The 24,611-nt window shown below is 29.3% G+C and carries 31 protein-coding genes and 1 tRNA gene; 9 read left to right on the forward strand and 23 right to left on the reverse strand.

Annotated features, from left to right (window positions below):
- Window positions 1-21: 21 nt before the first annotated feature.
- Genes L8X24_RS01630 through L8X24_RS01660 form a run of 7 tightly spaced genes read right to left on the reverse strand, consistent with a single transcriptional unit; the run spans window position 22 to window position 5,927 of the window.
- Complete coding sequence (locus tag L8X24_RS01630) at window positions 22-561, reverse strand: hypothetical protein (protein WP_263663314.1); 540 nt, start codon at window positions 559-561, stop codon at window positions 22-24.
- On the reverse strand, window positions 524-1,534 hold the full coding sequence (locus L8X24_RS01635) for a hypothetical protein (RefSeq protein ID WP_263663315.1): 1,011 nt from the start codon (window positions 1,532-1,534) through the stop codon (window positions 524-526). The genes L8X24_RS01630 and L8X24_RS01635 overlap by 38 nt, the downstream gene beginning before the upstream one ends.
- A complete protein-coding gene (gene era, locus L8X24_RS01640) occupies window positions 1,524-2,396 on the reverse strand; it encodes a GTPase Era (RefSeq protein ID WP_263663316.1) in 873 nt (290 codons plus the stop codon). Before era ends, L8X24_RS01635 begins: the two co-directional genes overlap by 11 nt.
- Window positions 2,393-3,712, reverse strand: a complete 1,320-nt coding sequence (hslU, locus tag L8X24_RS01645) for an ATP-dependent protease ATPase subunit HslU (RefSeq protein ID WP_263663317.1) — start codon at window positions 3,710-3,712, stop codon at window positions 2,393-2,395. Before hslU ends, era begins: the two co-directional genes overlap by 4 nt.
- Window positions 3,709-4,251, reverse strand: coding sequence for an ATP-dependent protease subunit HslV (gene hslV, locus L8X24_RS01650; protein ID WP_263663318.1), 543 nt, complete (start codon window positions 4,249-4,251; stop codon window positions 3,709-3,711). The genes hslU and hslV overlap by 4 nt, the downstream gene beginning before the upstream one ends.
- Complete coding sequence (gene rplI, locus L8X24_RS01655; RefSeq protein WP_114640308.1) at window positions 4,251-4,694, reverse strand: 50S ribosomal protein L9; 444 nt, start codon at window positions 4,692-4,694, stop codon at window positions 4,251-4,253. The genes hslV and rplI overlap by 1 nt, the downstream gene beginning before the upstream one ends.
- Window positions 4,695-4,706: 12 nt before the next feature.
- Window positions 4,707-5,927 carry an argininosuccinate synthase gene (locus L8X24_RS01660; protein WP_263663319.1) on the reverse strand — a complete coding sequence of 407 codons (1,221 nt, stop codon included), beginning with the start codon at window positions 5,925-5,927 and terminating at the stop codon, window positions 4,707-4,709.
- Between the two features lie 113 nt (window positions 5,928-6,040).
- Between L8X24_RS01660 and L8X24_RS01665 the strand changes: the two genes are divergently transcribed.
- Genes L8X24_RS01665 through L8X24_RS01685 form a run of 5 tightly spaced genes read left to right on the forward strand, consistent with a single transcriptional unit; the run spans window position 6,041 to window position 9,282 of the window.
- Window positions 6,041-6,289 carry an RNA-binding S4 domain-containing protein gene (locus L8X24_RS01665; RefSeq protein ID WP_263663320.1) on the forward strand — a complete coding sequence of 83 codons (249 nt, stop codon included), beginning with the start codon at window positions 6,041-6,043 and terminating at the stop codon, window positions 6,287-6,289.
- Window positions 6,286-6,693 (forward strand): tRNA (adenosine(37)-N6)-threonylcarbamoyltransferase complex ATPase subunit type 1 TsaE, encoded by a 408-nt coding sequence (gene tsaE / locus L8X24_RS01670; RefSeq protein ID WP_263663321.1) that lies wholly within the window; start codon window positions 6,286-6,288, stop codon window positions 6,691-6,693. Before L8X24_RS01665 ends, tsaE begins: the two co-directional genes overlap by 4 nt.
- Window positions 6,686-7,411, forward strand: a complete 726-nt coding sequence (gene lptB / locus L8X24_RS01675; protein WP_039618272.1) for an LPS export ABC transporter ATP-binding protein — start codon at window positions 6,686-6,688, stop codon at window positions 7,409-7,411. The genes tsaE and lptB overlap by 8 nt, the downstream gene beginning before the upstream one ends.
- Complete coding sequence (locus L8X24_RS01680) at window positions 7,411-8,658, forward strand: RNA polymerase factor sigma-54 (RefSeq protein ID WP_039641436.1); 1,248 nt, start codon at window positions 7,411-7,413, stop codon at window positions 8,656-8,658. Before lptB ends, L8X24_RS01680 begins: the two co-directional genes overlap by 1 nt.
- 6 nt (window positions 8,659-8,664) lie before the next feature.
- Entirely contained in the window at window positions 8,665-9,282 is a 618-nt protein-coding gene (locus tag L8X24_RS01685; protein ID WP_263663322.1) for a YggS family pyridoxal phosphate-dependent enzyme, read from the forward strand.
- Here L8X24_RS01685 and murG read toward each other — a convergent pair.
- From murG to L8X24_RS01730, 9 genes are all read right to left on the reverse strand, one after another.
- Window positions 9,275-10,306, reverse strand: coding sequence for an undecaprenyldiphospho-muramoylpentapeptide beta-N-acetylglucosaminyltransferase (gene murG, locus L8X24_RS01690; protein WP_263663323.1), 1,032 nt, complete (start codon window positions 10,304-10,306; stop codon window positions 9,275-9,277). The genes L8X24_RS01685 and murG overlap by 8 nt on opposite strands.
- The gene (gene cysE, locus L8X24_RS01695; RefSeq protein WP_263663324.1) at window positions 10,303-10,908 is read right to left on the reverse strand and encodes a serine O-acetyltransferase; all 606 of its coding nucleotides are present in this window, start codon (window positions 10,906-10,908) and stop codon (window positions 10,303-10,305) included. The genes murG and cysE overlap by 4 nt, the downstream gene beginning before the upstream one ends.
- On the reverse strand, window positions 10,905-12,734 hold the full coding sequence (speA, locus tag L8X24_RS01700; RefSeq protein ID WP_039628312.1) for a biosynthetic arginine decarboxylase: 1,830 nt from the start codon (window positions 12,732-12,734) through the stop codon (window positions 10,905-10,907). The genes cysE and speA overlap by 4 nt, the downstream gene beginning before the upstream one ends.
- The gene (gene hisS, locus L8X24_RS01705; protein ID WP_263663325.1) at window positions 12,731-13,957 is read right to left on the reverse strand and encodes a histidine--tRNA ligase; all 1,227 of its coding nucleotides are present in this window, start codon (window positions 13,955-13,957) and stop codon (window positions 12,731-12,733) included. Before hisS ends, speA begins: the two co-directional genes overlap by 4 nt.
- Window positions 13,950-14,534, reverse strand: coding sequence for a dTMP kinase (tmk, locus tag L8X24_RS01710; protein WP_263663326.1), 585 nt, complete (start codon window positions 14,532-14,534; stop codon window positions 13,950-13,952). Before tmk ends, hisS begins: the two co-directional genes overlap by 8 nt.
- On the reverse strand, window positions 14,525-15,004 hold the full coding sequence (gene coaD, locus L8X24_RS01715; RefSeq protein ID WP_263663327.1) for a pantetheine-phosphate adenylyltransferase: 480 nt from the start codon (window positions 15,002-15,004) through the stop codon (window positions 14,525-14,527). Before coaD ends, tmk begins: the two co-directional genes overlap by 10 nt.
- Window positions 15,004-15,582 (reverse strand): UbiX family flavin prenyltransferase, encoded by a 579-nt coding sequence (locus L8X24_RS01720; protein ID WP_263663328.1) that lies wholly within the window; start codon window positions 15,580-15,582, stop codon window positions 15,004-15,006. Before L8X24_RS01720 ends, coaD begins: the two co-directional genes overlap by 1 nt.
- Complete coding sequence (gene flgA, locus L8X24_RS01725; RefSeq protein ID WP_263663329.1) at window positions 15,579-16,247, reverse strand: flagellar basal body P-ring formation chaperone FlgA; 669 nt, start codon at window positions 16,245-16,247, stop codon at window positions 15,579-15,581. The genes L8X24_RS01720 and flgA overlap by 4 nt, the downstream gene beginning before the upstream one ends.
- 71 nt (window positions 16,248-16,318) lie before the next feature.
- Window positions 16,319-16,393, reverse strand: a tRNA-Gly gene (locus L8X24_RS01730).
- Between the two features lie 109 nt (window positions 16,394-16,502).
- Here L8X24_RS01730 and L8X24_RS01735 point away from each other — a divergent pair.
- On the forward strand, window positions 16,503-16,799 hold the full coding sequence (locus tag L8X24_RS01735; RefSeq protein WP_039668370.1) for an invasion antigen C: 297 nt from the start codon (window positions 16,503-16,505) through the stop codon (window positions 16,797-16,799).
- Between the two features lie 30 nt (window positions 16,800-16,829).
- On the opposite strand, the gene L8X24_RS01740 is transcribed toward L8X24_RS01735, so the two are convergent.
- Complete coding sequence (locus L8X24_RS01740) at window positions 16,830-17,990, reverse strand: molybdopterin molybdotransferase MoeA (protein WP_263663330.1); 1,161 nt, start codon at window positions 17,988-17,990, stop codon at window positions 16,830-16,832.
- Window positions 17,987-19,243: a UDP-N-acetylglucosamine 1-carboxyvinyltransferase gene (gene murA / locus L8X24_RS01745; protein WP_039618249.1), complete on the reverse strand. Its 1,257-nt coding sequence runs from the start codon at window positions 19,241-19,243 to the stop codon at window positions 17,987-17,989. Before murA ends, L8X24_RS01740 begins: the two co-directional genes overlap by 4 nt.
- Window positions 19,244-19,327: 84 nt before the next feature.
- On the opposite strand from murA, the gene L8X24_RS01750 reads away from it, so the two are divergent.
- Window positions 19,328-20,185, forward strand: coding sequence for a DMT family transporter (locus L8X24_RS01750; protein WP_263663332.1), 858 nt, complete (start codon window positions 19,328-19,330; stop codon window positions 20,183-20,185).
- Between the two features lie 2 nt (window positions 20,186-20,187).
- On the opposite strand, the gene L8X24_RS01755 is transcribed toward L8X24_RS01750, so the two are convergent.
- The 3 genes from L8X24_RS01755 to L8X24_RS01765 are packed head-to-tail and all read right to left on the reverse strand — an operon-like array spanning window position 20,188 to window position 22,352.
- The gene (locus L8X24_RS01755) at window positions 20,188-20,556 is read right to left on the reverse strand and encodes a hypothetical protein (protein WP_263663333.1); all 369 of its coding nucleotides are present in this window, start codon (window positions 20,554-20,556) and stop codon (window positions 20,188-20,190) included.
- Window positions 20,557-20,601: 45 nt separating this feature from the next.
- The gene (locus L8X24_RS01760) at window positions 20,602-21,669 is read right to left on the reverse strand and encodes a tyrosine-type recombinase/integrase (RefSeq protein WP_263663335.1); all 1,068 of its coding nucleotides are present in this window, start codon (window positions 21,667-21,669) and stop codon (window positions 20,602-20,604) included.
- Window positions 21,669-22,352 carry an aspartate/glutamate racemase family protein gene (locus L8X24_RS01765; protein WP_263663336.1) on the reverse strand — a complete coding sequence of 228 codons (684 nt, stop codon included), beginning with the start codon at window positions 22,350-22,352 and terminating at the stop codon, window positions 21,669-21,671. Before L8X24_RS01765 ends, L8X24_RS01760 begins: the two co-directional genes overlap by 1 nt.
- A gap of 94 nt (window positions 22,353-22,446) precedes the next feature.
- On the opposite strand from L8X24_RS01765, the gene L8X24_RS01770 reads away from it, so the two are divergent.
- The gene (locus L8X24_RS01770; RefSeq protein WP_263663337.1) at window positions 22,447-22,644 is read left to right on the forward strand and encodes a molybdenum cofactor biosynthesis protein; all 198 of its coding nucleotides are present in this window, start codon (window positions 22,447-22,449) and stop codon (window positions 22,642-22,644) included.
- Between the two features lie 421 nt (window positions 22,645-23,065).
- On the opposite strand, the gene L8X24_RS01775 is transcribed toward L8X24_RS01770, so the two are convergent.
- Together L8X24_RS01775 and L8X24_RS01780 are read right to left on the reverse strand one after the other, a co-directional pair.
- A complete protein-coding gene (locus L8X24_RS01775) occupies window positions 23,066-23,557 on the reverse strand; it encodes a SixA phosphatase family protein (protein WP_263663338.1) in 492 nt (163 codons plus the stop codon).
- On the reverse strand, window positions 23,554-24,084 hold the full coding sequence (locus L8X24_RS01780; RefSeq protein WP_263663339.1) for a rhomboid family intramembrane serine protease: 531 nt from the start codon (window positions 24,082-24,084) through the stop codon (window positions 23,554-23,556). The genes L8X24_RS01775 and L8X24_RS01780 overlap by 4 nt, the downstream gene beginning before the upstream one ends.
- Window positions 24,085-24,198: 114 nt before the next feature.
- On the opposite strand from L8X24_RS01780, the gene L8X24_RS01785 reads away from it, so the two are divergent.
- A complete protein-coding gene (locus L8X24_RS01785; protein ID WP_263663340.1) occupies window positions 24,199-24,609 on the forward strand; it encodes a PepSY-like domain-containing protein in 411 nt (136 codons plus the stop codon).
- The last annotated feature ends 2 nt before the right edge of the window (window positions 24,610-24,611 follow it).

The raw sequence follows: 24,611 nt of genomic DNA on the forward strand, positions 1-24,611 counted from the left end.
ATTCTACCAAAAAAATTATTTTTATACCAGAGCAAAAACAAGATTTAATGTAATTTTTAATTTATTTTCATATTTTACAAGTTCTAAATTTTTAACTTTTATATAAGGATCTAATTTTTGCAAAAACTGCGTTAAAAAAATAAAATCGCCAACAAAACTTAATCTTAATTCATAATAAGCAAAATATTCATCTTGACTTTTGTAACTTTGAATTTGCAAATATTGAACTCCATTAAGATTCTTTTCTATATCCTTTAAAATACCTTGATAATCTTTATTTATGCTTAAAAATGAGTGATCATTATAAGATATATTTTCATCTTCTTTTAAATCAGAAATCACTTCTTGTTTTTGCTCGTATTTTGTTTGTAAATTATATAGTTCATCTTTTGACAACTTCATTTGTTTTTCAAAATAATCAAAAACACCCATATAAACGATGAAAAAACCAAAAACAAAAACAACTATCAAAGACAATATAAATTCACGCTCAGATAACTTAGCAAAGATATTTTCTAAATTTTTATAAAGATTTTTCAAAAACAAGAGTGATTTTTCCATTATTAACTTCTTTATTTTTTAATACAAAATGATGCTTTTTAAAATCTTCATAAAATTCATAGTCATTTTTAAGCTCTATAATAAAATCATTATTTTTAACATACAAAGCCTCTATATAAGCTTGATGAGAATTTAAAACTTTTAAAAAATCATAAAAATCTTTATAACAAAGTGCATTTGCATAAAATTTTTGTAACAAATCAACCTTTAACTCATTTTCTTCTTGTAGTTTTTTAAACTCTTGATTTTGCTTTTGATTAATTTTTACCTGTTCTAAAATATCATCTTGCTTTTTTATTAAATTTTCATATTTTGTTTTCTCATTTTCATAAAATGATTTTTGTGTATACAAATACAAAGGATAAGCTAAAGCTAGTAAAACTCCACAAACAAAAGCCAATAAAATCTTAAAACTAAAAGATTTTAAATGATTTATTTTTTCTTTGTTGGTAAAATTAATCTTGACTTGATCGCAATTTTTTAACAATTTTTGATAAAAAATATTACTATTAAATTTATCAAAACTACTAAGATTTTGAGTATCATCTATGCTTATAATGTGCTTATAAGTATTCTTTAATTTTTCATTATATATTTTATCATAAACATTTAATGGTATAACTTTACAATTTTGAAAATCACACCCCAAATACTCCACTAAAACTATGTATTTTTTCTTAAACAATAATGCAAGATTTTCACTATTTACATCGTTCTTAAAATACACTTCAAAAAGCAGGGGTTCTGGTATTATATAATCAATATCTAAAATATCTTCGTACTTGCACAAGAATACATGAGTAAAAGATTTATCTTGAAAATACTTTAACTTATAAGAAAAATCATCTTTAAGACCAAGCTCTTCAAAGCTCTTTTTTAAAATTTCATCCTCGCTAATAGGATTTGCAAATTTAATATATAAAAGCTTTTCATAAGCAAGAAAATCTTTTAGAATAGTTTTCTTACTCATCATAAAGTATTTTCTTAAGGTTTTGCTCGTTTTTGTGCCAATTTTTCTCAAGTTGAACGAATAATTTTAACATTACCTTTTTTTGTGCCAATTTTTCTATTTTAACCCTAGCTTCTTTACCTATACGCTTAATTGTAGCACCATCTTTACCTAATATCATTCCTTTGTGAGAATTACTATCTGTAATGATAGTGGCATTGATATAATAAATTTGCTCTAATTCTTTGATTTTTTCTATTTTTATTTCAGTGCTATAAGGAATTTCATCACTTAAATTTTCATATATAGCTTCTAAGATAAAATCTCTATAAATATCCTTTTCGTTTGTTGTAGTAATAAACTCAGGATCAAAATAATACGGATGTTCAGGCAAATACTTAACCATCTCATCTAAAAAAATTTTTTTATAAAATTTTTGCTTTGCAGAATAGGGGATAATAGCACTAAAATGTGAGCTAAACTGAGAATACTCACTTAATTTTTTAAGCAAAACCTCTTTTTTTACTAAATCAACCTTATTGATTAATACAATATGTGGCACTTTAGGGTTTAAACTTAAAAAATTTTCATAATCTTTAATATCATCATAAATACTAGCTACAAATAAAATCACATCACAATCAGCAATGCTTTTAATCGCCAAATCAATCATAAGCTGATTCATAGCCTTAGAGCTTGCATGCAAACCTGGCGTATCTATAAAAATAAGCTGATGATTTTCATGCATTATAATCGCATTAATCTTTCTTCTTGTAGCGTTTTGCTTATGAGAAACCATAGCAACTTTTTCTTCTAATAAAGAATTTAGGATAGAACTTTTTCCTGCATTAGTTCTACCCACTATGCTTATAAAGCCACTTTTCACAAGATATACCTAGCTAAATCTTTATTTTCTATGATATCTCCAAGCTTAACTTGCACTTTAAAATCATCTATTTTATATACTTTACCTGCATATTCATCTGCTTCAAAACTAATATCTTCCAAAAGTTTTTCCACCACCGTGTGCAAGCGTCTTGCGCCAATATCTTGCATTTCTTCATTAGCCTTGCTTGCTATTTTTGCTATTTCTCTAATAGCCTCATCTTCAAAAACAAGCTCTACATTTTCAGTTTTTAAAAGCTCAATATATTGTGTTAGTAATGAATTTTTAGGTCTTGTTAAAATAGCATATAAAGCATCCTCATCTAGCGAATCAAGCTCAACTCTTAAAGGAAAACGCCCTTGAAGTTCAGGGATTAAATCACTTGGCTTACTTAAATGAAAAGCACCTGCAGCGATAAATAAAATATGATCAGTTTTTAAAGGTCCAAATTTAGTTTGTATAGTACTACCTTCAACTATAGGAAGCAAATCTCTTTGCACCCCTTCTTTGCTTGGATCTTGGCGGTTTGAATTTGAGCTTGAAACTGCTACTTTATCTATCTCATCGATAAAAATAATCCCTTCATTTTCTGCTCTTCTTAAAGCCTCACCTTTAATACTTTCCATATCAAGAATTTTCTCACTTGCTTCTTGAGCTAGAGCTATTCTTGCATCTTTTACTTTCATTTCTTTTTTAACTTTTTTATTACCCACACCAATAACTTTTACTATATCTTGCATAGCACCCATTTCAGGTGGTAAATTTGGATTAGCATCAAACACGCTTTGTGAAATTTCAACTTCTATTGTACTATCATCTAAATCACCAGCTTTTAATTTCACGCGCATTTTTTCTAAAGAATTTTGATACTCTTCTTGTTTTTCTTCGCTAACACCCTTTGGTAAAGGCGGTAAAAGTTTTTCTAAAATCTTATTTTCTATAAATTCATTAATCTTTTCTTTATTTTTTTCTTTTTCTTCATTTTTTACCAAATTTAAAGCAGCATTAGCTAAATCTCTAACCATGCTTTCTACATCACGCCCAACAAAACCAACTTCAGTATATTTACTTGCTTCAACTTTTACAAAAGGAAGTCCCATCATCTTAGCAAGGCGTCTTGCAATCTCTGTTTTACCAACTCCAGTTGATCCTATCATTAAAATATTTTTTGGCATGATATCATCTTGAAGTTCAGGACTAAGCTGCATTCTTCTATAACGATTTCTTAAAGCAATTGCTATGATTTTTTTAGCATTTTTTTGTCCAATTACATAATCATCTAAAAATTTCACAATCTCTTTTGGAGTTAAATTCATTTATCATCCTCAATTACATAAGTTTTAATATTTGTATTAGTATAAATGCAAATTTCACCAGCTATTTGCAAGCTTTCTTTGACTAATTCTTCTTCATCTAAACTTGAGTGTTTAGCTAAAGCTTTTGCAGCAGAAAGTGCATAATTACCCCCACTACCAATAGCTGCTATAGCGCCATCTTCAGGCTCTACTACATCTCCAGTTCCTGAAAGTAAAAATATATGATTTCTATCTAATACTAGCATCATTGCTTCAAGTTTTCTTAGGTATTTATCCTTACGCCATTCTTTTGAAAAATCTATTGCAGCTTTTAATAAATCACCCTTAGAACTAGAAAGTAACTTCTCAAACATATCAAAAAGATTAAAAGCATCAGCAGTGCTTCCTGCAAATCCTGCTAATACTTTTCCATTGTTTAATTTTCTAATTTTAACTGCATTGTTTTTTAAAACAGTATTTCCAAAACTTACTTGTCCATCTCCGCCAATTACAGACTTATTTTTACCTTTATAAGCTAAAATTGTAGTTGCGTGAAACATTATTCTCCTTTAACTTCCAGCTTAAATACAGCATGAATCGCATGGCCTAATTTTGCTGAAATTTCATGCACGCCAAGTTCTTTTATAGTATCACATTCTAAGCTTTTTTTATCAAGCTCTATGCCTTTTTGCTCTTTTAGTGCATGAGCGATTTCATCTTTAGTAACCCCACCAAACAAGCTTCCATTAGCTCCTACAGGCTTAGCTATGCAAATAGTGATTTTAGATAATTCTTCTTTTAATTTTTCCAAATTTGCAAGCTCAAATCTTAAATTTTCTGCCTTTTTCTTTTGCTCTGCTTCATATTGTTTTAAAACTTCATGTGTAGCAGCCTTAGCAAAACCTTTGGCAATTAAAAAATTTTGTCCATATCCATCTTTTACTTCTTTAACTTCTCCTGCTTTTCCTAAGCTTTTTACATCTTTAATCAATAATACTTTCATTGTTTTCCTTTTTTAAAATTTTCTTCCATTTTTACCTGCGATGATAAATCTTAAAGCATTTAATCTTATAAAACCTGCTGCATCTTTTTGATCATACACAGCATCTTCTTCAAAAGTACAATAAGCCTCACTAAATAAGCTATCATTCGCACTTTCTCTGCCTATTACCATTACATTACCTTTGTATAATTCAAGTTTAACTTTACCATTAACGTATTTTTGTGACTCATCAATTAAGGCTTGAAGCATTAATCTTTCAGGCGAGAACCAATAACCATTATAAATCAAACTTGCATATTTTGGCATCAATTCATCTTTTAAATGCGCTGCTTCTCTATCAAGAGTGATACTTTCAATAGCTCGGTGTGCTTTTAAAAGTATGCTTCCACCTGGAGTTTCATAGCAACCTCTACTTTTCATACCCACATAGCGATTTTCGACAATATCAAGACGACCTATACCATGTTTTGCACCAAGCTCGTTAAGTTTTGCTAAAAGCTGCGCAGGAGTCATTTTTTCTCCATTAATAGCACACAAATCACCTTTACTAAACTCAAGCTCTATCACTTCACTTTCATTTGGAGTTTCTTTTAAATCTTTCACCCAGCGCCACATATCTGCTTCAGGTTTAGCCGCAGGATCTTCAAGCACTAAACCCTCATAAGAAATATGCAATAAATTTGCATCCATAGAATAAGGTGACTTACCTGGCTTTTTAGCTATATCAATACCATGTTTTTGTGCATAAGCTAAGAGTTTTTCACGGCTATTTAAATCCCATTCTCTCCAAGGAGCAATGATGGCTAAATTTGGATTTAGCGCCAAAGCACCTAATTCAAAACGCACTTGATCATTTCCTTTACCTGTTGCCCCATGGCTAATAGCATCTGCTTTTGTTTTATTTGCTATTTCTACTAAAGCTTTTGCTATCAAAGGTCTTGCTATACTTGTACCTAGTAAATATTCTCCCTCATAAATAGCATTTGCTCTAAACATAGGAAATACATAATCTTTTACAAATTCATCTTTTAAATCTTGAATAAAAATATTTTCTTCTTTTACACCCAAAGAAAGTGCTTTTTTTCTAGCAGGCTCAAGCTCTTCACCTTGTCCAATATCTGCTGTAAAAGTTACCACTTCACATTTATACTCATCTTGTAACCATTTTAAAATTATACTTGTATCAAGTCCACCAGAATATGCTAAAACCACTTTTTTGATATCTTTTTTCATTGTCTTTCCTCTTTGTAAAAATAATTTTAAAATTTAACGAATTTAGCTTAATATAATGTAAAATATTTAGACATTTTATAACATTTTCTTGTATTTTTTGATAAAATATTTTTATGAGAATAGATAAGTTTTTAAATGTAGTTAATATTACTAAGCGTCGTGCTGTTTCAGAGGATATGTGCAAAAGTGGCGTAGTAAGTATAAACAATCAAGTGGTTAAAGCTAGTAAAGAAGTAAAAATTGGCGATGAAATAAGCATTAAATTTATAGAATATACTAATATCTATAAAGTTTTAGACATACCAACAACCAAAAGCATACCAAAAGCTATGCAAGAAAAATATGTGGTAAAAATTCAATGAAAGAAATGATTTTAAGTCAAAATGAGCTTTATAAGCTTTGTGAAATTTTACCTAAAAATGGAGTTATTTTACTTCAAGGGGATTTAGCAAGCGGTAAAACTACTTTGGTGCAAAATTATGCTCAATTTCTTGGAGTAGAAAAAACGCTTAATTCTCCTACATTTTCTATCATGCAAGAGTATGATTTTCAACAAGGTAAAATATATCATTATGATATTTATCAAGAAGGTTTTGATGGACTTTTAAAAAATGGTTTGATTGAAAATTTTTTTGAAGAGGGTTTACATTTGGTAGAGTGGGGTGATGAAAAATTAAAAAAATACTTAGACAAATATCAAATTTTGAATATAATTTTACAAATCATTCCTTATGAAAATAAAAGAAAGTATATAATACATGAGTAAGCTAGAAGCTAGAAATTTAGAAAAAATCATTAAAAAAACTAAAATCATACACGATGTTTCACTAGAAGTACAAAGTGGGGAAGTTGTAGGGCTTTTAGGGCCTAATGGAGCAGGAAAAACTACAAGTTTTTATATGATATGTGGGCTTATTTTACCAACAAGTGGGCAGGTGTTTTTAGACTCACAAGATATCACAAAAGAACCGCTTAATAAAAGAGCAAAGCTTGGCATTGGGTATTTACCTCAAGAAAGTAGTGTTTTCAAAGACTTAAGCGTAGAAGAAAATTTACTTTTAGCCGCCCAAGTAATATATAAGGATAAAAATTTATTAGAACAAAAGATAGAGCAAATGCTAGAATTACTTAGCATAGAGCCTATTAGGCATAGAAAAGGTATGAGTTTAAGTGGGGGTGAAAGAAGGCGTTGTGAAATCGCAAGATCACTTATGTGTGATCCTAAATTTTTACTTCTTGATGAACCATTTGCTGGGGTTGATCCTATCGCAGTGAGTGAAATTCAAAGCTTGATTAATGACTTAAAAGCTATGAATATAGGTGTTTTAATCACCGATCATAATGTAAGAGAAACTCTAGCAATTTGCGATAGAGCTTATGTGATTAGAAGTGGAAGGTTACTAGCTAGTGGCAATGCTAATGAAATTGCGCATAATGAAGATGTTAAAAAATACTATCTTGGAAGTGAGTTTAGACTTGAATAATGCTTAAACAAAAAACCTCTATAACACAAAAAGCAAAACTATCACAAACCTTAAGATCTTGGCTTCCTATATTGCAAGCTAACATTGAAGATCTAAAAGAAAGCTTAGATGAATTTGCTAAAGAAAATCCTTTTATAGAGATCAAAGAAAACTCAAGTATTACAAACAATCAAAACAAGTATTATCAAGAATATTTTAGTAAAAATACCACCACGCAAATGATTGATGCAAAAAGCTTGGAAGTAAAAAATGTGTATGAACTTTTAAGCGAGCAAATCATACCACCATTTTTTCCTACTAAAAAATCCCAAACCATTGCTGAAAAAATCATAGAATGTTTAAATCATGAAGGTTATTTTGAGTATGATGAGGAAATTTTAGGTGAATTTGATCCTTTAGAAGTAGAAAAAATCAGGCAAAGATTTAAATACCTTGATCCCGTTGGAGTAGGGGCAAAAGACAATCAAGAAGCTTTTATTTTTGCATTAGAGCATTTTGACTTAGATGATGAGCTTTATGAGTTTTGCAAAATGCTAATTTTAAATTTAGAAAATGCAAAAGATTTTATTAAAGATCCTTTATATAAAAAGGCTATAGCGATAATTAAAAAAATCTCTATTCCGCCTTTTTTAGAGTATTTTGAAGAGAGTATGGAAATTATTCCTGATATATTTATTTATCAAGAAAATGGTGAAATTAAAATTAAAATTAATGATGATTATTACCCTGAAATTGCTTTTGAAGCAGATGGTTTAGATCATGAGTTTTTAAGTGCTTATTTAAAAGATGCTAAAAATTTAATCGACGCATTAGCTATGCGTAAAGCTACCCTTTATAAACTAGGGCTTATGATTATAGAATATCAATATGATTTTTTCATGGGCGGGGATATTAAACCTATGCAGCTTAAAGACTTAGCACAAGATCTTGAAAGAAATGCTTCTACCATCTCAAGAGCAATTGCAAATAAATACTTAAGTTGTGATAGAGGTTTAATACCTTTAAAATCTTTCTTTACCACCGCAGTTGATGATGGTGAAACTTCTAATGCAACTATTAAAGATTTTCTTAGTAATTTAATTAAAAAAGAAAATCCTAAAAAACCTTTGAGTGATTTGAAAATTCTTGAACTCACTCAAAAAGAATTCCCAAGTGTGCAACTAGGGCGCAGAACTATCACTAAATATCGTATGCAACTTGGTATAGGAAGCTCAAGTGAGCGTAAAAAATTATATGAATTAATGTAGGAAAAGATGAATTTAGAAAGTATTTTTGAAAAAACCATAAAACAAAATGTGCGTTTAATAGCAGCTAGCAAGTATGTTCAAGATGAGCAAATTCGAGAGCTTTTTAAGCAAGGTGTTGTAGAGTTTGGAGAAAATCAAGTCCAAGCTTTAGCTTTAAAAAAAGAAAAACTTCAAGATTTAGAAATCAAGTGGCATTTTATAGGCAATCTTCAAAGTAATAAAATCAACCTTTTAATCAAACAAAACCCATTACTTTGGCAATCTTGTAATGGCTTAAAAAGCGCTAAAGCTGTAGATAAAAGACTTGATTATAAATTAGATACTTTATTAGAAATAAATACTGCCAATGAAAGTTCTAAAAGTGGCATAGAGCAAAATAAGGCCATAGAAGAGTATTTGCAAATACAAGAAGAGTGTAAAAATTTAAACCTTATAGGTATTATGTGTATAGGTTCTATGGATGAGGAAAAAGTTCAAGAAAGTTTTGAGCAAACTTTTAAAATCTATGAAAATTTACAAAAACACGGGGCAAAAATTTGCTCTATGGGTATGAGTGGGGATTTTGAACTAGCTATAAAATGTGGTTCAAATATGGTGCGTTTGGGGAGTATTTTATTTAAATAAACCCCATTTGTTTTGCTTTTTCTATCATAAAATCTGCACCATTTTCACTTTTTAACTCTTGCAAGGCTAAAGATTTTTCTTCTAGTGAGAAATTTTCTACCAAATTTAAAAATTGATGTTTTTCTTCTTGGGTTAAAATTTCACATAAATTACGCTCTTTTAAATACAATGCATTAAAATACTGATGATTTTTAGCCGCATATGGATAAGGAATAAAAATACAAGGAAGTAAATTTGCACTAAGCTCAAAAAGACTACTTGCACCTGATCTTGATATGGCTAAATCTGCTTTAGAAATTTTATCTATAATGTTTTTATCAAAGTCAAAAAGCTCTACATTAACATTTAAATCCTCATAAGCTTTTTTACATCTTTCATAATCATTCTTACCACATTGGTGAATGATATTTATATCTTTTTCTTTAAAGTATAAAGCATTTTCTAAGGCAAGATCGTTTATAAATTTAGCCCCTTGAGATCCACCAAGAAAAATAATATTTTTTAATTCTTTTCTCACTCTTGCTTTTTGTGAAAAAATTTCACTAATAGGATAAGGACAAAAGAAAGTATTTGCTTTATTAACTTGATCATCAAAAGCAGTAAAAAAAGCTTTAGAAAAAGGCTTTAAAAGTGAATTTAAACTTCCCATTTTTGAATTTTGCTCATGGATGAAAAGTGGGATATTTGCCATTAAAGCACCAAAAGCGCCTGGAGCACTGCTATATCCACCCACACTAAAAACTACTTTAATATTATGTTCTTTTAAAATTTGTTTTGTTTTTCTTGCAAGTTTTACAATATGCAAAAACGATTGAACCTTAGCTAAGCCTTTTTTATTAACAACGCCTTGGGAACTTAGAAAGTATTTTTTATAAAAACCATTTTCATTTTCAAACCAAAGTCTATCTTGGCCATTTTCACTTCCTATGTAAATGCATTCTATACCTTGTTTTCTTGCACTTTGCAATAAACATCTAGCTATAGCTAAATGTCCTCCTGTGCCTCCACCTGTAATTACTATCATTTATCCTCTTTATTTAGCTTTTCTTCCAAAATAGCAAGTCTTACTTCTAATTTAGCGATTTTTTCTTCATAATCAATCTTACCATGTTCTTTAATATAAGCAGGTATGCCAATAGCTGTTAAATTTGACCCAACATCTTTTAATACAACTGCATTTGAGCCTATTTTTGCATTTTTACCTATAGTAATATTGCCTAAAATTTTAGCACCAGAACCTATGATCACGCCATCTTCTATAGTAGGGTGTCTTTTGGTATTTTTATCTAAACTCGTTCCACCCAAAGTAACACCTTGATAAATCAAAACATCATCACCTATAATAGAAGTCTCACCAATCACAACCCCACTTGCATGATCTATAAATACCCTTCTACCTAAATGTGCCCCAGGGTGTAAATCAACTCCAGTAAGAAACTGTGAAATTCCACTAATAATCCTTGCTATTTTTTTAAAACCTTTTTGGTAAAAAAAATGTGCAAAGCGATAATTTACCACAGCCCAAACACCAGGATAGTTAAAAACTAATTCCACCCAAGATCTATATGCAGGATCTTTTTGCTTTGGCATAGAAAAATCTTCTTTGATTAGTTTGAAAATACTCATTTAGAACCTATGCTTTTTAAATATCCATTATCATTTAAGAATAAATAAATTTCACCCAAAATATGCTTTTTTTGATTTTCATTAACAAGTTTTGAAGCATAAATTTTTTCATTAATATTATCCATAATTGCATGAATATCATAATCAAGATCTTCTAAGGTATCTAAAATAGATTGAGCCTCTAGTACGCTTTCTACTTCAAAACCCTTTTCATTAATACTTATACAAGCTTCGGTTGGATGTGTAAAAAGATTATGCTTCATACCAAGGACTTCTTGATAAGCTCCCACTAGGAAAAATCCTAAAAAATAATCTTCAGCTTCTACATCAATATCATGTAAAAACAAAGGATTATCTTTAGAATAAGAAATTTCTCCATCACTATCACAAGTTATATCCCATATGCTTGCACTTCTAGTTGGCTTTTTATTAAGTCTATCAAGTGGCATGATAGGGAAATTTTGCTCTAAACCCCAAAAATCAGGTAAAGACTGAAATACTGAAAAATTCACTAAATATTTTTCTTGTACTTCATTTTGCAAACTTGATAAATCAGCTTGATCACCCACTAAAGAAATAGCTTTTCTCATAATCAAATGCACTAAAATTTCACTATTAGAGCGATCTTGTAAATCCACATAACCCAAATCAAACAAGGTTAAAATACTCTCCATATGATCAATACTATCATGTAAATACTCAAGCGCATTAGAAGCTTTAATGTTTTTATACAAATCATAAAGCTCATCGATAAGTTTTGGATTTTTATCTTTTAATAAAAGCTTACTTTCTGTGTATTCTTGAGAAAAAAGCTCTAAAACAGGCGCTACCAAAACAGCATGATTAGCCGCTACAAAACGCCCACTTTCTATAAAAATATCAGGCTCTAAATCTTTTTTTTGCTCTGCAATGCTTTTTAAAATAAACACAACATCGTTTGCATACTCACTTAAGGTGTAATTTCTGCTTGTTTCATTTTTAAACTGAGAGTATTCTACTGCTAAACCCCCGCCAAGATTAATAGCTTTTAAATTTTTTGCCCCCATTTTTCTAAGCTCAGTGTAGATATTGCCCGCTTCATTTAAAGCTTTTTTCAAAGGATGAATTTCAGTAATTTGTGAGCCTAAATGAAAATGTATCATAGTAAATTGATCTAAAAGCTTATTAGCTTTTAAAAGATTTACTGCTTCAATAAGCTCAGTGGATGTTAAACCAAATTTTGAATTTATACCACCACTTTTTGCCCAAATTCCTACTCCAGCTGAATGCAAGCGCACCCTTAAGCCTATATTTGGCTTTGGCTTAAAGCGATTTTTAGCAATTTCAATCATTGCTTCAAGCTCATTAAGCCCTTCCATAGTTAAAGTAATATTATGACCCATTTCACACGCTATAAAGCCCATATTTATGAGTTCTTTATCTTTAAAACCATTGACTGTTATAGGAGCGCCTTCATTATTATAAGCCATAGCTAGTAAAAGCTCAGCCTTACTTCCTGCTTCTAAACCATAGTTATATTCTTTACCTAGATTAACTAAATTTTTTACAAAACCTGGGTATTGATTGACTTTTAAAGGATACACAGCATTAAAAGAACCTTTATAGTTAAATTCTTTTTTTGCTTTGGCAAATTTATTATAAATTTGCTCAATTTGCTTATGGATTAAATGAGGAAAACGAAGCAATAATGGTCCCTTATAACCATCATCACGCAAAGTATTTACTATATCTATAATGGCAGGTTTTTTACCATGATTTACACATACTTTGCCATTTTCGATGATAAAATTATTCGCACCCCAAATATTAATACCATAATCAATCATAACTCATTCTCCAAATTTGCTAATTTTATATTTTTATTTTCTTTACTATCTAAATTTTTATAAAAAATCTCTTCTTTTTGCATTTCATCTTCACCTATACACAAAAAGATTTTAGCATTAGCATTATCTGCTTGGTTTAAATGCTTTACAAGTTTTTTTGCTTCATAACTTAAATGCACTTTATGTTTTTTTCTTAAAGTATTTGCTAATTTAAAAATAGTATCTATATAAGCTTCATCCATAGCACAAAGATAAATTCCTTCTCTTGGCTTTACACTTTGTTTTTGCTCTAAAATAGCCATAATCCTTTCTATACCCATAGCAAAACCCACGCCATAGCCACTTTTACCATCTAAGTATTCAATCAATCTATCATACCTTCCACCACCTGCCACAGCAGCCTTTGCACCGATTTCATCGCTGATAAACTCAAATGCACTTTTAGAATAATAATCAAGCCCACGCACTAATTTCTCATCACATTCAAACTCAACATCATTTTCTTTTAAAAGTTTTTGTAATTTTTCATAATCTTTCTTACAACATGAGCATAAATTTTCACTTAGTTTTGGTGCATTTTCAATTAAACTTTGACAATGATCATTTTTACAATCAAGCACTCTAATAGGATTTAAGTCTTTTCTTCTTAAGCAATCTTCGCAAAAACCTTCTTTAGAATTTAAAAAAGCTATGAGTTTTTCTTTATATACACCCATACATTCTTTACAGCCTAAAGAATTAATCTTCAAACTTGTATGAATTTCTAAGCGTTTAAAAATTTCATTTAGCATTAAAATAATACTCGCATCCTCATACACACTTGCTATACCAAAGCTTTCTACACCAAATTGATGAAATTCACGCAATCTTCCTTTTTGTGGTCTTTCATAGCGAAACATAGAACCATGGTAAAACCATCTTTTAACACTTTGAACCTTATCCATTTTAGCTTCTATGTATGATCTTACCACCCCAGCTGTCCCTTCAGGCCTTAAGCACACATCATTGCCTGCTTTATCAACAAATTCATACATTTCTTTGCCAACTATATCAGAGCTTTCCCCAACACTTCTTTTAAAAAGCTTAGTAAGTTCTAAATGCGGACAATTAATAAAAGTAAAACCATAGTTTTTAGCTACTTCTTCACAAGTTTTTACTACTTTTTCATAAAGAACAGCTTGGCCATCTTGTAAATCTTTCATTCCTTTTAAAGCATTAATCATCTATAAATTCCTTAATCTTTTCATGTAAATTTTCAATGCTTAAAGAAGCATCTAATTTTAAAATTTTTATATCTATCTTAGTTTTTAAAAACTCTAAAGTTTCTTCTAGGGCATTTTGTATATTTAAAAAATACTCAATCCCTCTTTTTTCAATACTATCTAAATCTTTTTTAGAAAGTCTTTGCTCAATAAGCTCTTTAGAACCATGCAAAAACACAACCTTTTGTGGAAAAAGTCCACCTGTGGCAAAAGAATTTAACTCAAATAAAATATTTTGATCAAAATCACATCTTGCATAAGCCATATTAGAAATAAAACTACGATCTGAAATGATAAGTTTGTTTTTATTATGCGCTAAATGCATGTCGATTAAATTTGCTCTATCTGCTAAAAAAAGCAAAAGCTCAGCCTTTTTAGAAAATTGCATTTTACTTTCTAATAAAATTTTTCTCAAATACACCCCAAGCTCACTTCCACCTGGTTCTTTAGTAAAAAATGCATTATGAAAATATTTTTTTAAAAGCTCTATTTGCGTGCTTTTACCCACACAATCAACCCCTTCAAAAGCTATATACAATCTCTCTCCTTTAATAAAGGTATAATTTCTTTTGGCACAAGCTTACTCACATCGCCATTATGCACACAAATTGATCTTACTATGGAGCTTGAAATAAAAGAATTTTTTAAATTTGGCATAAGATATAAAGTTTCAAAATCTTCCCAAAGCATGTGATTTGCATAACCAAGTTGTAATTCATACTCAAAATCACTCACCGCTCTTAAGCCTCTTATAATGATATTTATTTGCAAATTTTTAGCAAGATCTACTAGTAAGTTATCAAAAGTTGTAATTTTAACATTTTTTAAGTCTTTTGTAGCAATTTTTACCATTTTTTCTCTATGCTCTAAGCTAAACATAGGCTTTTTACTCTCACTTTTAGCTATGGCAACAACTACTTCTTCAAACATCTTGCTAGCTCGAATGATTACATCTAAATGTCCATTAGTGATAGGATCAAATGTCCCTGGGTATATACAACTAGCCATCATTGCCACCTTTGGTATAAATTATGCTCAATATTTGCTAGATCAAGCCATTTTCCTATGATAAATTCATATAATTTTTCCAAATTATCAATCTTAGCATAACTTGCCATTACAGGAGGAGCGATGATAACTCCGTAGCTAGAAAGTTTAGCCATTTGTTCTAAATTTAAAGTAGAATAGGGCATTTCCCTTACCCCAAGTATGAGTTTTTTACGTTCTTTTAAAGCCACTCCTGCAGCTCTTGTAAGTAAAGTATCATTTATACCACAAGCAATTTTTGCCAAAGTATTAATCGAGCAAGGCGTGATAAAAGTTGTTTCTATGCCAAAAGATCCGCTTGCAACGCATTGACTAATATCTTCATTATCTAAAAAATTTACATGTTCAAGCTCAAATTTATCTTTTATGTGTTGCAAAAAGTCTATATTTTCTAAAAGAGAATTTTCTTTTGTAAAGCTTATTTTTGCATTTTTACTTATAATGGCATAAATTTGTCCTTTTTCTTTTAAATGTTTTAATAATAAAAAACCAAGTTCACAAGAACTAGCCCCGCTAATACCTACTAAAATTTTTCTCATTTTAGCTCCACATAATTTTTACTAATAACTTTACCATGCACGACTTTTCCATCTTTGTTTTTAAGGCGAATTCTTTGGTTTAAATTCCCACTTTGCAAGGCTTTTAATTCTATCATCATACTTAAATCCCCATCTTTGATGATACCATAAACAGAATCATTTCTTTGTATAAGGGTTTTGGTTTTAAACATATTATATTTTAAAATCATATTTTCTCTTATATTGCTTTTGGCTATTAAATTTGCGATTTCATCTTTTTTTAATACACCTTGAGGAGCTTTATCAAAAGGAATTTTTAAAATTTTAAAACTAGCAGGACTTAAATTTTCATTGCGCGCAATAGGGCGCGTGGTTTGTAAAACTTCTAATTTTGCCTTTAAAAAATACTTAAAAAATATATTTTTTTTAAACTGCTCTGGAGTTTTAAATTCAGCCTTTACAAAACCATCTGCTCTATCAAAATTATGATTACCTAGTTTTAAAAAAATGTATTGATTAAAATCAGCAGGCAAACTTGATTGAGTATTAAGATCTAAAGAAATGATTTCTAGTTGCGGATAATTTGTCTTAAATTCTTTAATCAAAGCTAATTTTACTTCATCAAAATTTGAAGCAAAACTAAAAGTATAGAAAAATAAAACTAGAATGATTTGCTTAAAAAACAATACAACAACCTTTTATAAAAATATATTAATCGTATAATACATTAAAAAAGTTTGATTTTAGTTAAAAGAAGTGGAGCGGGAAACGAGATTCGAACTCGCGACCCCAACCTTGGCAAGGTTGTGCTCTACCCCTGAGCTATTCCCGCATTTTGAAAGTAGAGTGTGATTTTATCAAAACTTTATTGTATTGTCAAGTTTTTAAAATTAAGGAATGTTTTTTGCTTATAGTTATTAAATTTTAAAAAAGGAGTTCTCATGCAAGTAAATGATAAAAATAGTCCGTTAGCCCTAAATAATATGACAAAAATCAAAGAAAAAAACACATCTTCAGATGAATTTCAAGCTACACTTAATGCACTTAAAGACAAAGAGGAAAAAGAGTATAAAAAAGATAGCAACAATGCTTTTAGTAATACAGATTTAAATATAGGTTCGATTTCTAAAGATTATAGCGTATATGCTTGGGAGAAATTACGCCAAAGTAAATACCAAAAAAATGAAGAAAATATCTTAAATAATCTTTTTAAAACCTTAGATAAAGCAAGAAGTTAATCATTCAAAATAGGGTAGTGTAATACCCTATTAAATTTTTAAAACTTTAACTTCTTGATCTTTTGCTAATTTTGTATCATCAATTTGCGTGATTAAAATATGCGTGTTTTCACATAAAGGTTTTAGCATACCTGAGCCAAATTTAGCTTCACTTGGTTTAAAATACCCATCGACTAATTTTCCAAAAGCAAAATCATTTCTTTGACCTTTGAAATTTAAATCTTTAGTCAATCTTGCTTTATCAAATTCCAAAAGTTCTTTACCATAAAGTAAATTGAGTATATTTTTTGCAAAAATATGCGTTGAAACTAAAGAGGCTAAAGGATTTCCTGGTAGGGCTAGAAAAAGCGTATCGCTTTTGCTAAAAAGTTTTACATGCTTGCAAAGTTTAGCATTTACTTTTTCAAAAATAGGGCTAAAATCACACTCAAGCAAAGCTTGTTTGATAAAATCAGCCTCACCCACGCTAGCTCCACCACTGCTTATAAGTATATCAAATTCTTTATTTTCTAAAAGCTTTTTATATGCATTTAAATCATCTTTTATAAGTCCTAAATACTCAACATCAGCATAATCTTGCAAAATAGCATAAATACCAAAAGCATTTGCATTGTATATGCTGCATTCATCAGCATTTTCCCAAGGTTCTACAAGCTCATCTCCACTTGAAAAAATTCCAATACGCATTTTCTTAACGACATTTAACTCATAAATTCCTTGAGCAGCAAGCATAGCTACCATACCTGAAGTGATTTTTTGTCCCTTTTTAAACAAAAGCTCTCCAAGCTTTGCTTCCTCGCCTTTAAAGCGGATGGCATTGTTTTCTTTAGCGTTTTTAGCATTGAGCTTTTCATCTTCAAACAAAGCTTCTTCAAACATTAAAATAGTATTTGCATTTTGAGGAATTTTAGCTCCTGTCATGATTTTATAGCATTCATTTTTTTCTATAATATAATCATTTTTATCGCCTGCTAAAATGCTTCCTTTTATTTCTAGCAATTTATTCTTATGTGTATAATTTAGCGCATAGCCATCTAGGGCGGAATTATCAAAAGCAGGTAGGTTTTTTTTCACAAAAACATCTTCATATAAAATACACCCCAAAGCTTGCGTCAAATTTACTCTTTGAAATTCATTTTTTGCTTTGATTTGTTCTTTTAAAAAATCTAAAGTTGCAAAAATATCTCTCATTCTTCAAGCCTTCTTATACTTGCACCTAGTTTTTTAAATTTTTCTTCTAAATTTTCATACCCTCTATCAAGATGATAAATTCTATGAATTTTACTAGTTCCTTTAGCTGCTAAAGCCGCTAAAATCAAAGCAGAAGATGCGCGCAAATCAGTAGCCATAACATCAGCTCCCAAAAGCTCTTTAGTGCCATTTATAGTAGCAATATGCCCGTTTAATCTTATATCAGCTCCCATTCTTAAAAGCTCACTTACATGCATAAAACGATTTTCAAATAATCTCTCATCAATAATACTTGTACCATTTGCTTTTAAAGCTAAAGCCATAAATTGTGCTTGCATATCCGTTGGAAAACCTGGATATTCGCTAGTTAAAATTTCAACTGGTTTGATTTCTTTAGCAGGATTTATACTAATACTATCTTCATTAATATCAAAGCTAAAACCCATTTGCTCTAACTTTGCCAAAACTGCGCTAAGATGGCTTGCATTGACTTTTTTTAGAGTGATTTTTGAGTTAGTGATGGCCCCTGCACACAGATAAGTTCCTGCTTCAATACGATCAGGAATGATTTCAAAAGGTTTAAATTCTAAAAGTTCTCCACTTGTGCCATAAATTTCAAGCTCAGAAGATCCTATGCCTTGTATATCAAGCCCAGCTCTAGCTAAAACCTCACAAAGTTGCACTACTTCAGGCTCTTTAGCAACATTTAAAAGTCTAGTTTTACCATGAGCTAGAGCTGCTGCCATGATGATATTTTCACTGCCTGTAACAGTGATTTTATCAAACATCACATCAGCACCCTTAAGCTCTCCACTAGCTACCACATAACCTTGTTTAATCTCAATATTAGCTCCCATTTTTTCTAAAGCTAAAAGGTGTAAATCAATAGGGCGTTGGCCTATAGCACAACCTCCAGGTAAAGAAACTTCGCAATTTCCAAATCTAGCTAGTAAAGGCCCTAAGGTAAGTATAGAAGCACGCATTTTACGCACGATGTCATATTTTGCTATGGTTTTATTTAAATGTTTTGTATTTATTTTTGCAAAATTGTCTTTAAAAGTATAATTTGCTCCTAAATTTTCAAGCAAAGAAAGTAGGGTGCAAATATCTGCTACATTTGGTAAATTTGAAATTTGAACTTCATTTTTAGCTAAAATACTTGAAGCTATCAAAGGAAGTGCTGCATTTTTTGCACCGCTTATTATCACTTCTCCATTTAATTTTTCAACACCATCAATCTCTAAATAAGTCATTAATTTTCCTTAAAATATATACATAATGATATAATAATATTTTACTACAAATATTATATAAATTAATAAGATTAAAGGTGTTTTTTGGGAGTTTTTCTAGTCATACTTGGTGGGATATTTTGGGCCATAAGTGGGGTTTTGGCTGAGTATTTGTTTAAAAATCATTATTCTGCTGAATGGGTGAGTTTTTATCGTTTGCTTTTTACCGGCATTATTTTAATAATTTTGGGTGTAAAAAATTTCAAATTAAAATTACTAAAGCAAAAAGAAGAACTTAGCTCTCTTTTGATTTTTTCTATCTTTGGTTTATTGATAACTCAATATGGTTATTTTAAGGCTATTTATTATACCGATGCAGGAACTGCCACGATGATACAATACAATGCACCATTAATCATAATGCTTTTTATGTGTTTTAAAAATAAAATTTTACCTAAAAAAATAGAACTAATCGCTTTATTTTTAATACTTTTTGCCTTATTTTTACTTATAACAAATGGAGATATTAACAACTTAAAACTTGATATAAGAGGTGTTATTTGGGCTTTTTTTGGAGCTCTTGGAGTGGCATTTTATTCTTTGAGTGCTAGGCTTATCATAGCAAAATATGGCTTATTTTTAATCATGGGTTTGGCTAGTTTATTTGCTTCTTTTTTGCTTTTTGTATTATTACAAGGAAATATCCCAAAACATGATTTTTCTTTAAATTCCTTTTTGGCTATAAGCGCGATTGTATTTATAGGCACAATAGGGGCTTTTTGTTTATATTTAAAAGGGGTTGAATTAATAGGAGCTTTTAAAGCTAGTATGATAGCTTGTATAGAACCTGTGGCTGCTGCTTTTATGAGTTTTTTATTTTTAGGAACTATTTATAGTGTGATTGATCTTTTTGCTTTTGCTTTGATCATTCTTAGTGTGTTTTTAAATGCTAAAAAACATTAAAATCATTGTATACTTTGCATAGCTTGAGAAAGTATTTGCATGATTTGGCCATATATACTTTGCATTTGTGCATTTAAACTTTGAATTTGAGAATTAATCATTTGAGCTTTTTGCGGATCTTGACTTGATTGTAATTTTGCATTTAATTCTGCAATTTTAGCTTGTATCTTAGCTAACTCGCTATAAAGCTTGCTTAATTGATCTTCAGATTCACTGTTATTTTGATTATCTTTAACACTTTTTTCAAGCTCTTTCACACCTTGTGTAAACTTAAATTCTATAAAATTCTTATTCTCTTTACTTTCTTTTTCTTCTTTTTGAGTGTTTAAAATATAAGGATTAATTTTACTAGCATAATCATTTATTTGCATGATATATCCTTTCTTTAAGGATATATCGGATTTTTTTATAAAAATTTAAGTTCTATCGTGAAGTTTTTTTGCTACTTCTGCAGCCAATTTTAGTTTTTCATTGTCAAAGTGTGTGTAAATTCTTGAAGTATTTAAACTTGCATGACCTAGTGCTTCTTGGACTAAAACTAAATCTTTTTGTTTTTTATAAAGTAGGGTAGCAAAAGTGTGTCTTAGCATATGAGCTCCGTTTTTTTGCTTGCGAATTCCTGCTTTAAATAAAATTTGTTCTACTATACGCGAAACATAAGCTTGGGTTAAGGCTTTGCCATTGCGATTGACAAATAAAAGCCCATCACAAGAAAGATAATTTACCTTTACATCTTTTAAAAGATGTTCTATAAGCTCTTTTTTAATCATCACAACGCGGTATTTATTGCCTTTAGCTCTAATACGTATGATATAAAGATCATTTTCTTCATTAATGTCTTTTAATTTTATATTAATAGCCTCGCTAACCCTAATTCCTGTAAAAATGATGATTTTAATAATCAAACGATTGCGTATAGTGTTGCTTTTAAAATCTGTATTATCAATAGCATCTAAAAATTTACTCACTTCATCTTCGTTCATATATTCAGGCAGTTTAACTCCTTTAGAACCATTTATACCCGCCCAATTTTTAAGATTAATATCAAAAATATGCGCTTTTTGATCTTCTTCATTTTGTTTATCTAAAAATGCAAAAAAATTAATCACAGCTATGCGATAATTTTTCTTACTCGCATCAGATAAAGAAGCACTAATACTTGCTAAAATTTCGACTAAAAGCTCTTCATCGATTTGTTTTAGTGAATAAAGCTTATAAAATAACAAATACTCATAAAGTTTTTTCAAAGGATTAAAATACGTATTTACGCCGCTAAGTCCTGCATTTCTTGCTTTTTTTACATAAGCATCAAGCTCTTGTATATTTTTAACACCCTTGCTTAAGGCTAAATTTACTACAGCCAAAGCTTGAGGGTCTTTTAATTCCTTATTTGATAAAGAATTAAGCTTAAATTTCACATATCTACAAAGCCAAAATAAAAATGACCTTTCAAAATTTTCTTCACAATCTAGAGGATATTTCATCACTCATTCTCCAAGGCTTTCAAAGTAGCCATTTTTGCATGAATATATGCGCTATCAAATAGCTTTTTAGAGCTTTCTTTTACAATTAAACCAAGTTCAGTACAACCCAAAATTACTCCTTGAACCTCCGGAAATTGAGTAATCAAATCATCTAGATATTTTTTTGAGTCCTTATTTATAACACCTTTGCAAAGCTCATTAAAAATAATATCATTAAGCTTTAAAATATCATCATTTTTGGGAATAAAAACTTCGATCTTTGAGTTAATTAAAAGTTGTTTATAAAAATCTTCTTGCATAGTGTATTTTGTCCCTAACAACAATACTTTATTTATATTTTGCTCTTGAAGCTCTAAAAGCATAGCTTTAGCTATATGTAAGATAGGAATTTGAATGTTTTTTTGTATATTTTCATAACATTTATGCATAGTATTAGTACAAATTAATATAAAATCAACTCCGCATTTTTGCAAAAGTAGGGCATGTTGGGTTAAAATTTCACTTGCTTTTTGCCAATCATTCTTACGTTGACATTCTTCTATTTCTTCAAAATCAACGCTAGTTAAAACTATCTTAGCACTGTGTAATTTTCCTAATTTTTCATTTGTTAATTTATTGATTATTTCATAATAGCTAAGTGTGCTTTCATAACTCATTCCACCTATTAAACCTATGGTTTTCAAACTTTTTTTCCTTTAAAATTAATATAAAAATTATAAAAAAATCTTACTTAAAAAATATCAAGCTATAATTATAAAAACAAAATAGGGTGATAATATGTTTTTTAAGAAAAAAACCGCGCAAAAGCAAGCAAACCAAAGCAATACCTCAAAACAAAATAATACTTCAAATGACTTTGCACAAGAAAAAAGACTTTATGAATTTAGAGAAAATATGAAAAAACTTAGCAAAGATGAAAATAGTGCCAAATTTTTAGCAAGACAACTTTCAAGATTAATCCAAAAATCCAAATAAAACCAAAAATTCCATACAAGCTAAACTTTTATATTTATTTTCCTTTTTACTCATCATTTTAGCTTTTTTAGTCTATAAAAATATTTTAACTTAAACTTAATATATATGTAAAATTATATGATAAATAGTAAAATCTTGAAATTATATATATTTTATATTGAAAACTATAATTTTCAAACTTTTATATTTATCTGTTCTTTCATAAGTAAAATATATTTTAAAATACCTATATTATAGTATTTTAAAGCATTTTAATTTTTGGGTGAAAATAACTTATCCATAAAAAAATAAGTATAATTTTTTGAAAAATATTATAAGCTATTTTATGTAACTATGAAAGACTAAAGATGCATATTTTTTATTTCAACTAAATTTTAGTTTGTATTTTTGCTTAAATAAAATTGAAGTTTAAAAATGTAGATTAGTTATTTTCTTGACTTTTAGGATAATCAAAAAACACAACTTCCCCGCTGTGTTCTTTTATATCTTTAAATTCTTTTATATCAAATTGCATACATAAAATAGCAGAAGTTGGAAAGTTTTCTAAATCTATATGAGCTAAATATTCACAAAGTTCTTGCAATAAAGGATTGTGCATAATTAGCACTACCCTACTCTCTTTTAATTCTTTTATAAAATTTAATACATCTTCTAAATTACCATCATAAAAGTTTTTTTCTATCTTGATATCTTTTTCTTTTAAAGAAAAGCTTTTGCAGAGTTTTTGCGCTGTTTTTATACAACGCCTAGCAGGACTTGAAACGATACTTTGGGCTTTAAATTCTAAATCTTTAATCCTATAAATCATAGTTTTTAGATCATCTTTTCCACTAGAACTAAGCTCTCGTTGTAAATCTTGTTCGTAGTTTTCTTTTTGAGCCTTAGCATGACGGATAAAATAGATATATTTCATTTTATAACCTTAAATTTACCCAAAACATATCCGCATATAAAGCCAAAAATATGTGCATACCAAGCTATATTTACACCCATAAAAATAGGTACAAAACTCATTAATAATATAGCTATGATAAGTCCTTTAGTGGCGGTTTTATCCAAATATGCATAATATCCCATTAAAACACATATGGCACCACTTGCGCCCACTACGTTTACAAAACTACCATCAAAGCTTAAATACACATAAAAAACACTAAGCAAAGAGCAAAGAATTCCGCCAATTAAGTAAAGCAAAGCAAATTTAAAGCTTTTTAAGTATTTTTCCAGCATAGAGCCAAATTGAAAAAGCACTATCATATTTAAAATCAAATGAGGCCAATTTCCATGCATAAACATTGAGCTTAGAATTTGCCAGTAAAATCCTTGGAAGAAAAATAAATTTAAACCTAAAATAGCATCTAAATTTAAGGATCCAAAATAAAGATAATTCACAAAGACAAATATCACAATATTTAAAGCGATTAAAAAGGAAGCTATCATTACCCTACTTTGTATTTTTAATAATTATAACAAAAAGCTATTTAAATTCTAGCTTACACATAAAATTCACACTAATAAGATACAATATCGTCAAAAAATAAAATAAGGTTAAAAATGAAAAAACTAGCTTTTGCTTTTTTGATCACTCTAAATACCCTTAATGCAGGTATAGTTATAGCACCTGATTCTTTACCGGTAAATATCAAACAATTTATCAAAGATTATTTTAATGCAGAAATAGGCCTAGTAGAACAAGATGGTTATTCTTATGAGATTTATTTAAGCGATGGAAGTGAGATTGAGTTTTCGCTTAATGGAGAATTTAAAGAGGCTGAAAATTTTAGCTCGTTAAATTATGCGATTTTACCTTTAACAATACAAAATACCATCAAAAATATCTACCCTAATACAGCAATCATAGAAATAGAAAGAAAAATTTCTTATTATAAAATCAAACTAAACAATCAAATGAAGCTTTACATAGACGATAATGGAACAATTTTAAGACAAAAATTTGATGATTAAAT

This window comes from Campylobacter sp. CNRCH_2015_0814 (assembly GCF_025772765.1).
Taxonomy (GTDB): Bacteria; Campylobacterota; Campylobacteria; order Campylobacterales; family Campylobacteraceae; genus Campylobacter_D.

Bases quoted from the DNA above. Each gene is read 5' to 3' on its own strand.
- L8X24_RS01630 (WP_263663314.1), bottom strand. From the start codon at position 561: ATGGAAAAATCACTCTTGTTTTTGAAAAATCTTTATAAAAATTTAGAA.
- L8X24_RS01635 (WP_263663315.1), bottom strand. From the start codon at position 1,534: ATGATGAGTAAGAAAACTATTCTAAAAGATTTTCTTGCTTATGAAAAG.
- hslU (WP_263663317.1), bottom strand. From the start codon at position 3,712: ATGAATTTAACTCCAAAAGAGATTGTGAAATTTTTAGATGATTATGTA.
- hslV (WP_263663318.1), bottom strand. From the start codon at position 4,251: ATGTTTCACGCAACTACAATTTTAGCTTATAAAGGTAAAAATAAGTCT.
- rplI (WP_114640308.1), bottom strand. From the start codon at position 4,694: ATGAAAGTATTATTGATTAAAGATGTAAAAAGCTTAGGAAAAGCAGGA.
- L8X24_RS01660 (WP_263663319.1), bottom strand. From the start codon at position 5,927: ATGAAAAAAGATATCAAAAAAGTGGTTTTAGCATATTCTGGTGGACTT.
- L8X24_RS01665 (WP_263663320.1), top strand. From the start codon at position 6,041: ATGAGAATAGATAAGTTTTTAAATGTAGTTAATATTACTAAGCGTCGT.
- tsaE (WP_263663321.1), top strand. From the start codon at position 6,286: ATGAAAGAAATGATTTTAAGTCAAAATGAGCTTTATAAGCTTTGTGAA.
- lptB (WP_039618272.1), top strand. From the start codon at position 6,686: ATGAGTAAGCTAGAAGCTAGAAATTTAGAAAAAATCATTAAAAAAACT.
- L8X24_RS01680 (WP_039641436.1), top strand. From the start codon at position 7,411: ATGCTTAAACAAAAAACCTCTATAACACAAAAAGCAAAACTATCACAA.
- L8X24_RS01685 (WP_263663322.1), top strand. From the start codon at position 8,665: ATGAATTTAGAAAGTATTTTTGAAAAAACCATAAAACAAAATGTGCGT.
- murG (WP_263663323.1), bottom strand. From the start codon at position 10,306: ATGATAGTAATTACAGGTGGAGGCACAGGAGGACATTTAGCTATAGCT.
- cysE (WP_263663324.1), bottom strand. From the start codon at position 10,908: ATGAGTATTTTCAAACTAATCAAAGAAGATTTTTCTATGCCAAAGCAA.
- speA (WP_039628312.1), bottom strand. From the start codon at position 12,734: ATGATTGATTATGGTATTAATATTTGGGGTGCGAATAATTTTATCATC.
- hisS (WP_263663325.1), bottom strand. From the start codon at position 13,957: ATGATTAATGCTTTAAAAGGAATGAAAGATTTACAAGATGGCCAAGCT.
- coaD (WP_263663327.1), bottom strand. From the start codon at position 15,004: ATGGCTAGTTGTATATACCCAGGGACATTTGATCCTATCACTAATGGA.
- L8X24_RS01720 (WP_263663328.1), bottom strand. From the start codon at position 15,582: ATGAGAAAAATTTTAGTAGGTATTAGCGGGGCTAGTTCTTGTGAACTT.
- L8X24_RS01735 (WP_039668370.1), top strand. From the start codon at position 16,503: ATGCAAGTAAATGATAAAAATAGTCCGTTAGCCCTAAATAATATGACA.
- L8X24_RS01740 (WP_263663330.1), bottom strand. From the start codon at position 17,990: ATGAGAGATATTTTTGCAACTTTAGATTTTTTAAAAGAACAAATCAAA.
- murA (WP_039618249.1), bottom strand. From the start codon at position 19,243: ATGACTTATTTAGAGATTGATGGTGTTGAAAAATTAAATGGAGAAGTG.
- L8X24_RS01755 (WP_263663333.1), bottom strand. From the start codon at position 20,556: ATGCAAATAAATGATTATGCTAGTAAAATTAATCCTTATATTTTAAAC.
- L8X24_RS01760 (WP_263663335.1), bottom strand. From the start codon at position 21,669: ATGAAATATCCTCTAGATTGTGAAGAAAATTTTGAAAGGTCATTTTTA.
- L8X24_RS01770 (WP_263663337.1), top strand. From the start codon at position 22,447: ATGTTTTTTAAGAAAAAAACCGCGCAAAAGCAAGCAAACCAAAGCAAT.
- L8X24_RS01775 (WP_263663338.1), bottom strand. From the start codon at position 23,557: ATGAAATATATCTATTTTATCCGTCATGCTAAGGCTCAAAAAGAAAAC.
- L8X24_RS01780 (WP_263663339.1), bottom strand. From the start codon at position 24,084: ATGATAGCTTCCTTTTTAATCGCTTTAAATATTGTGATATTTGTCTTT.
- L8X24_RS01785 (WP_263663340.1), top strand. From the start codon at position 24,199: ATGAAAAAACTAGCTTTTGCTTTTTTGATCACTCTAAATACCCTTAAT.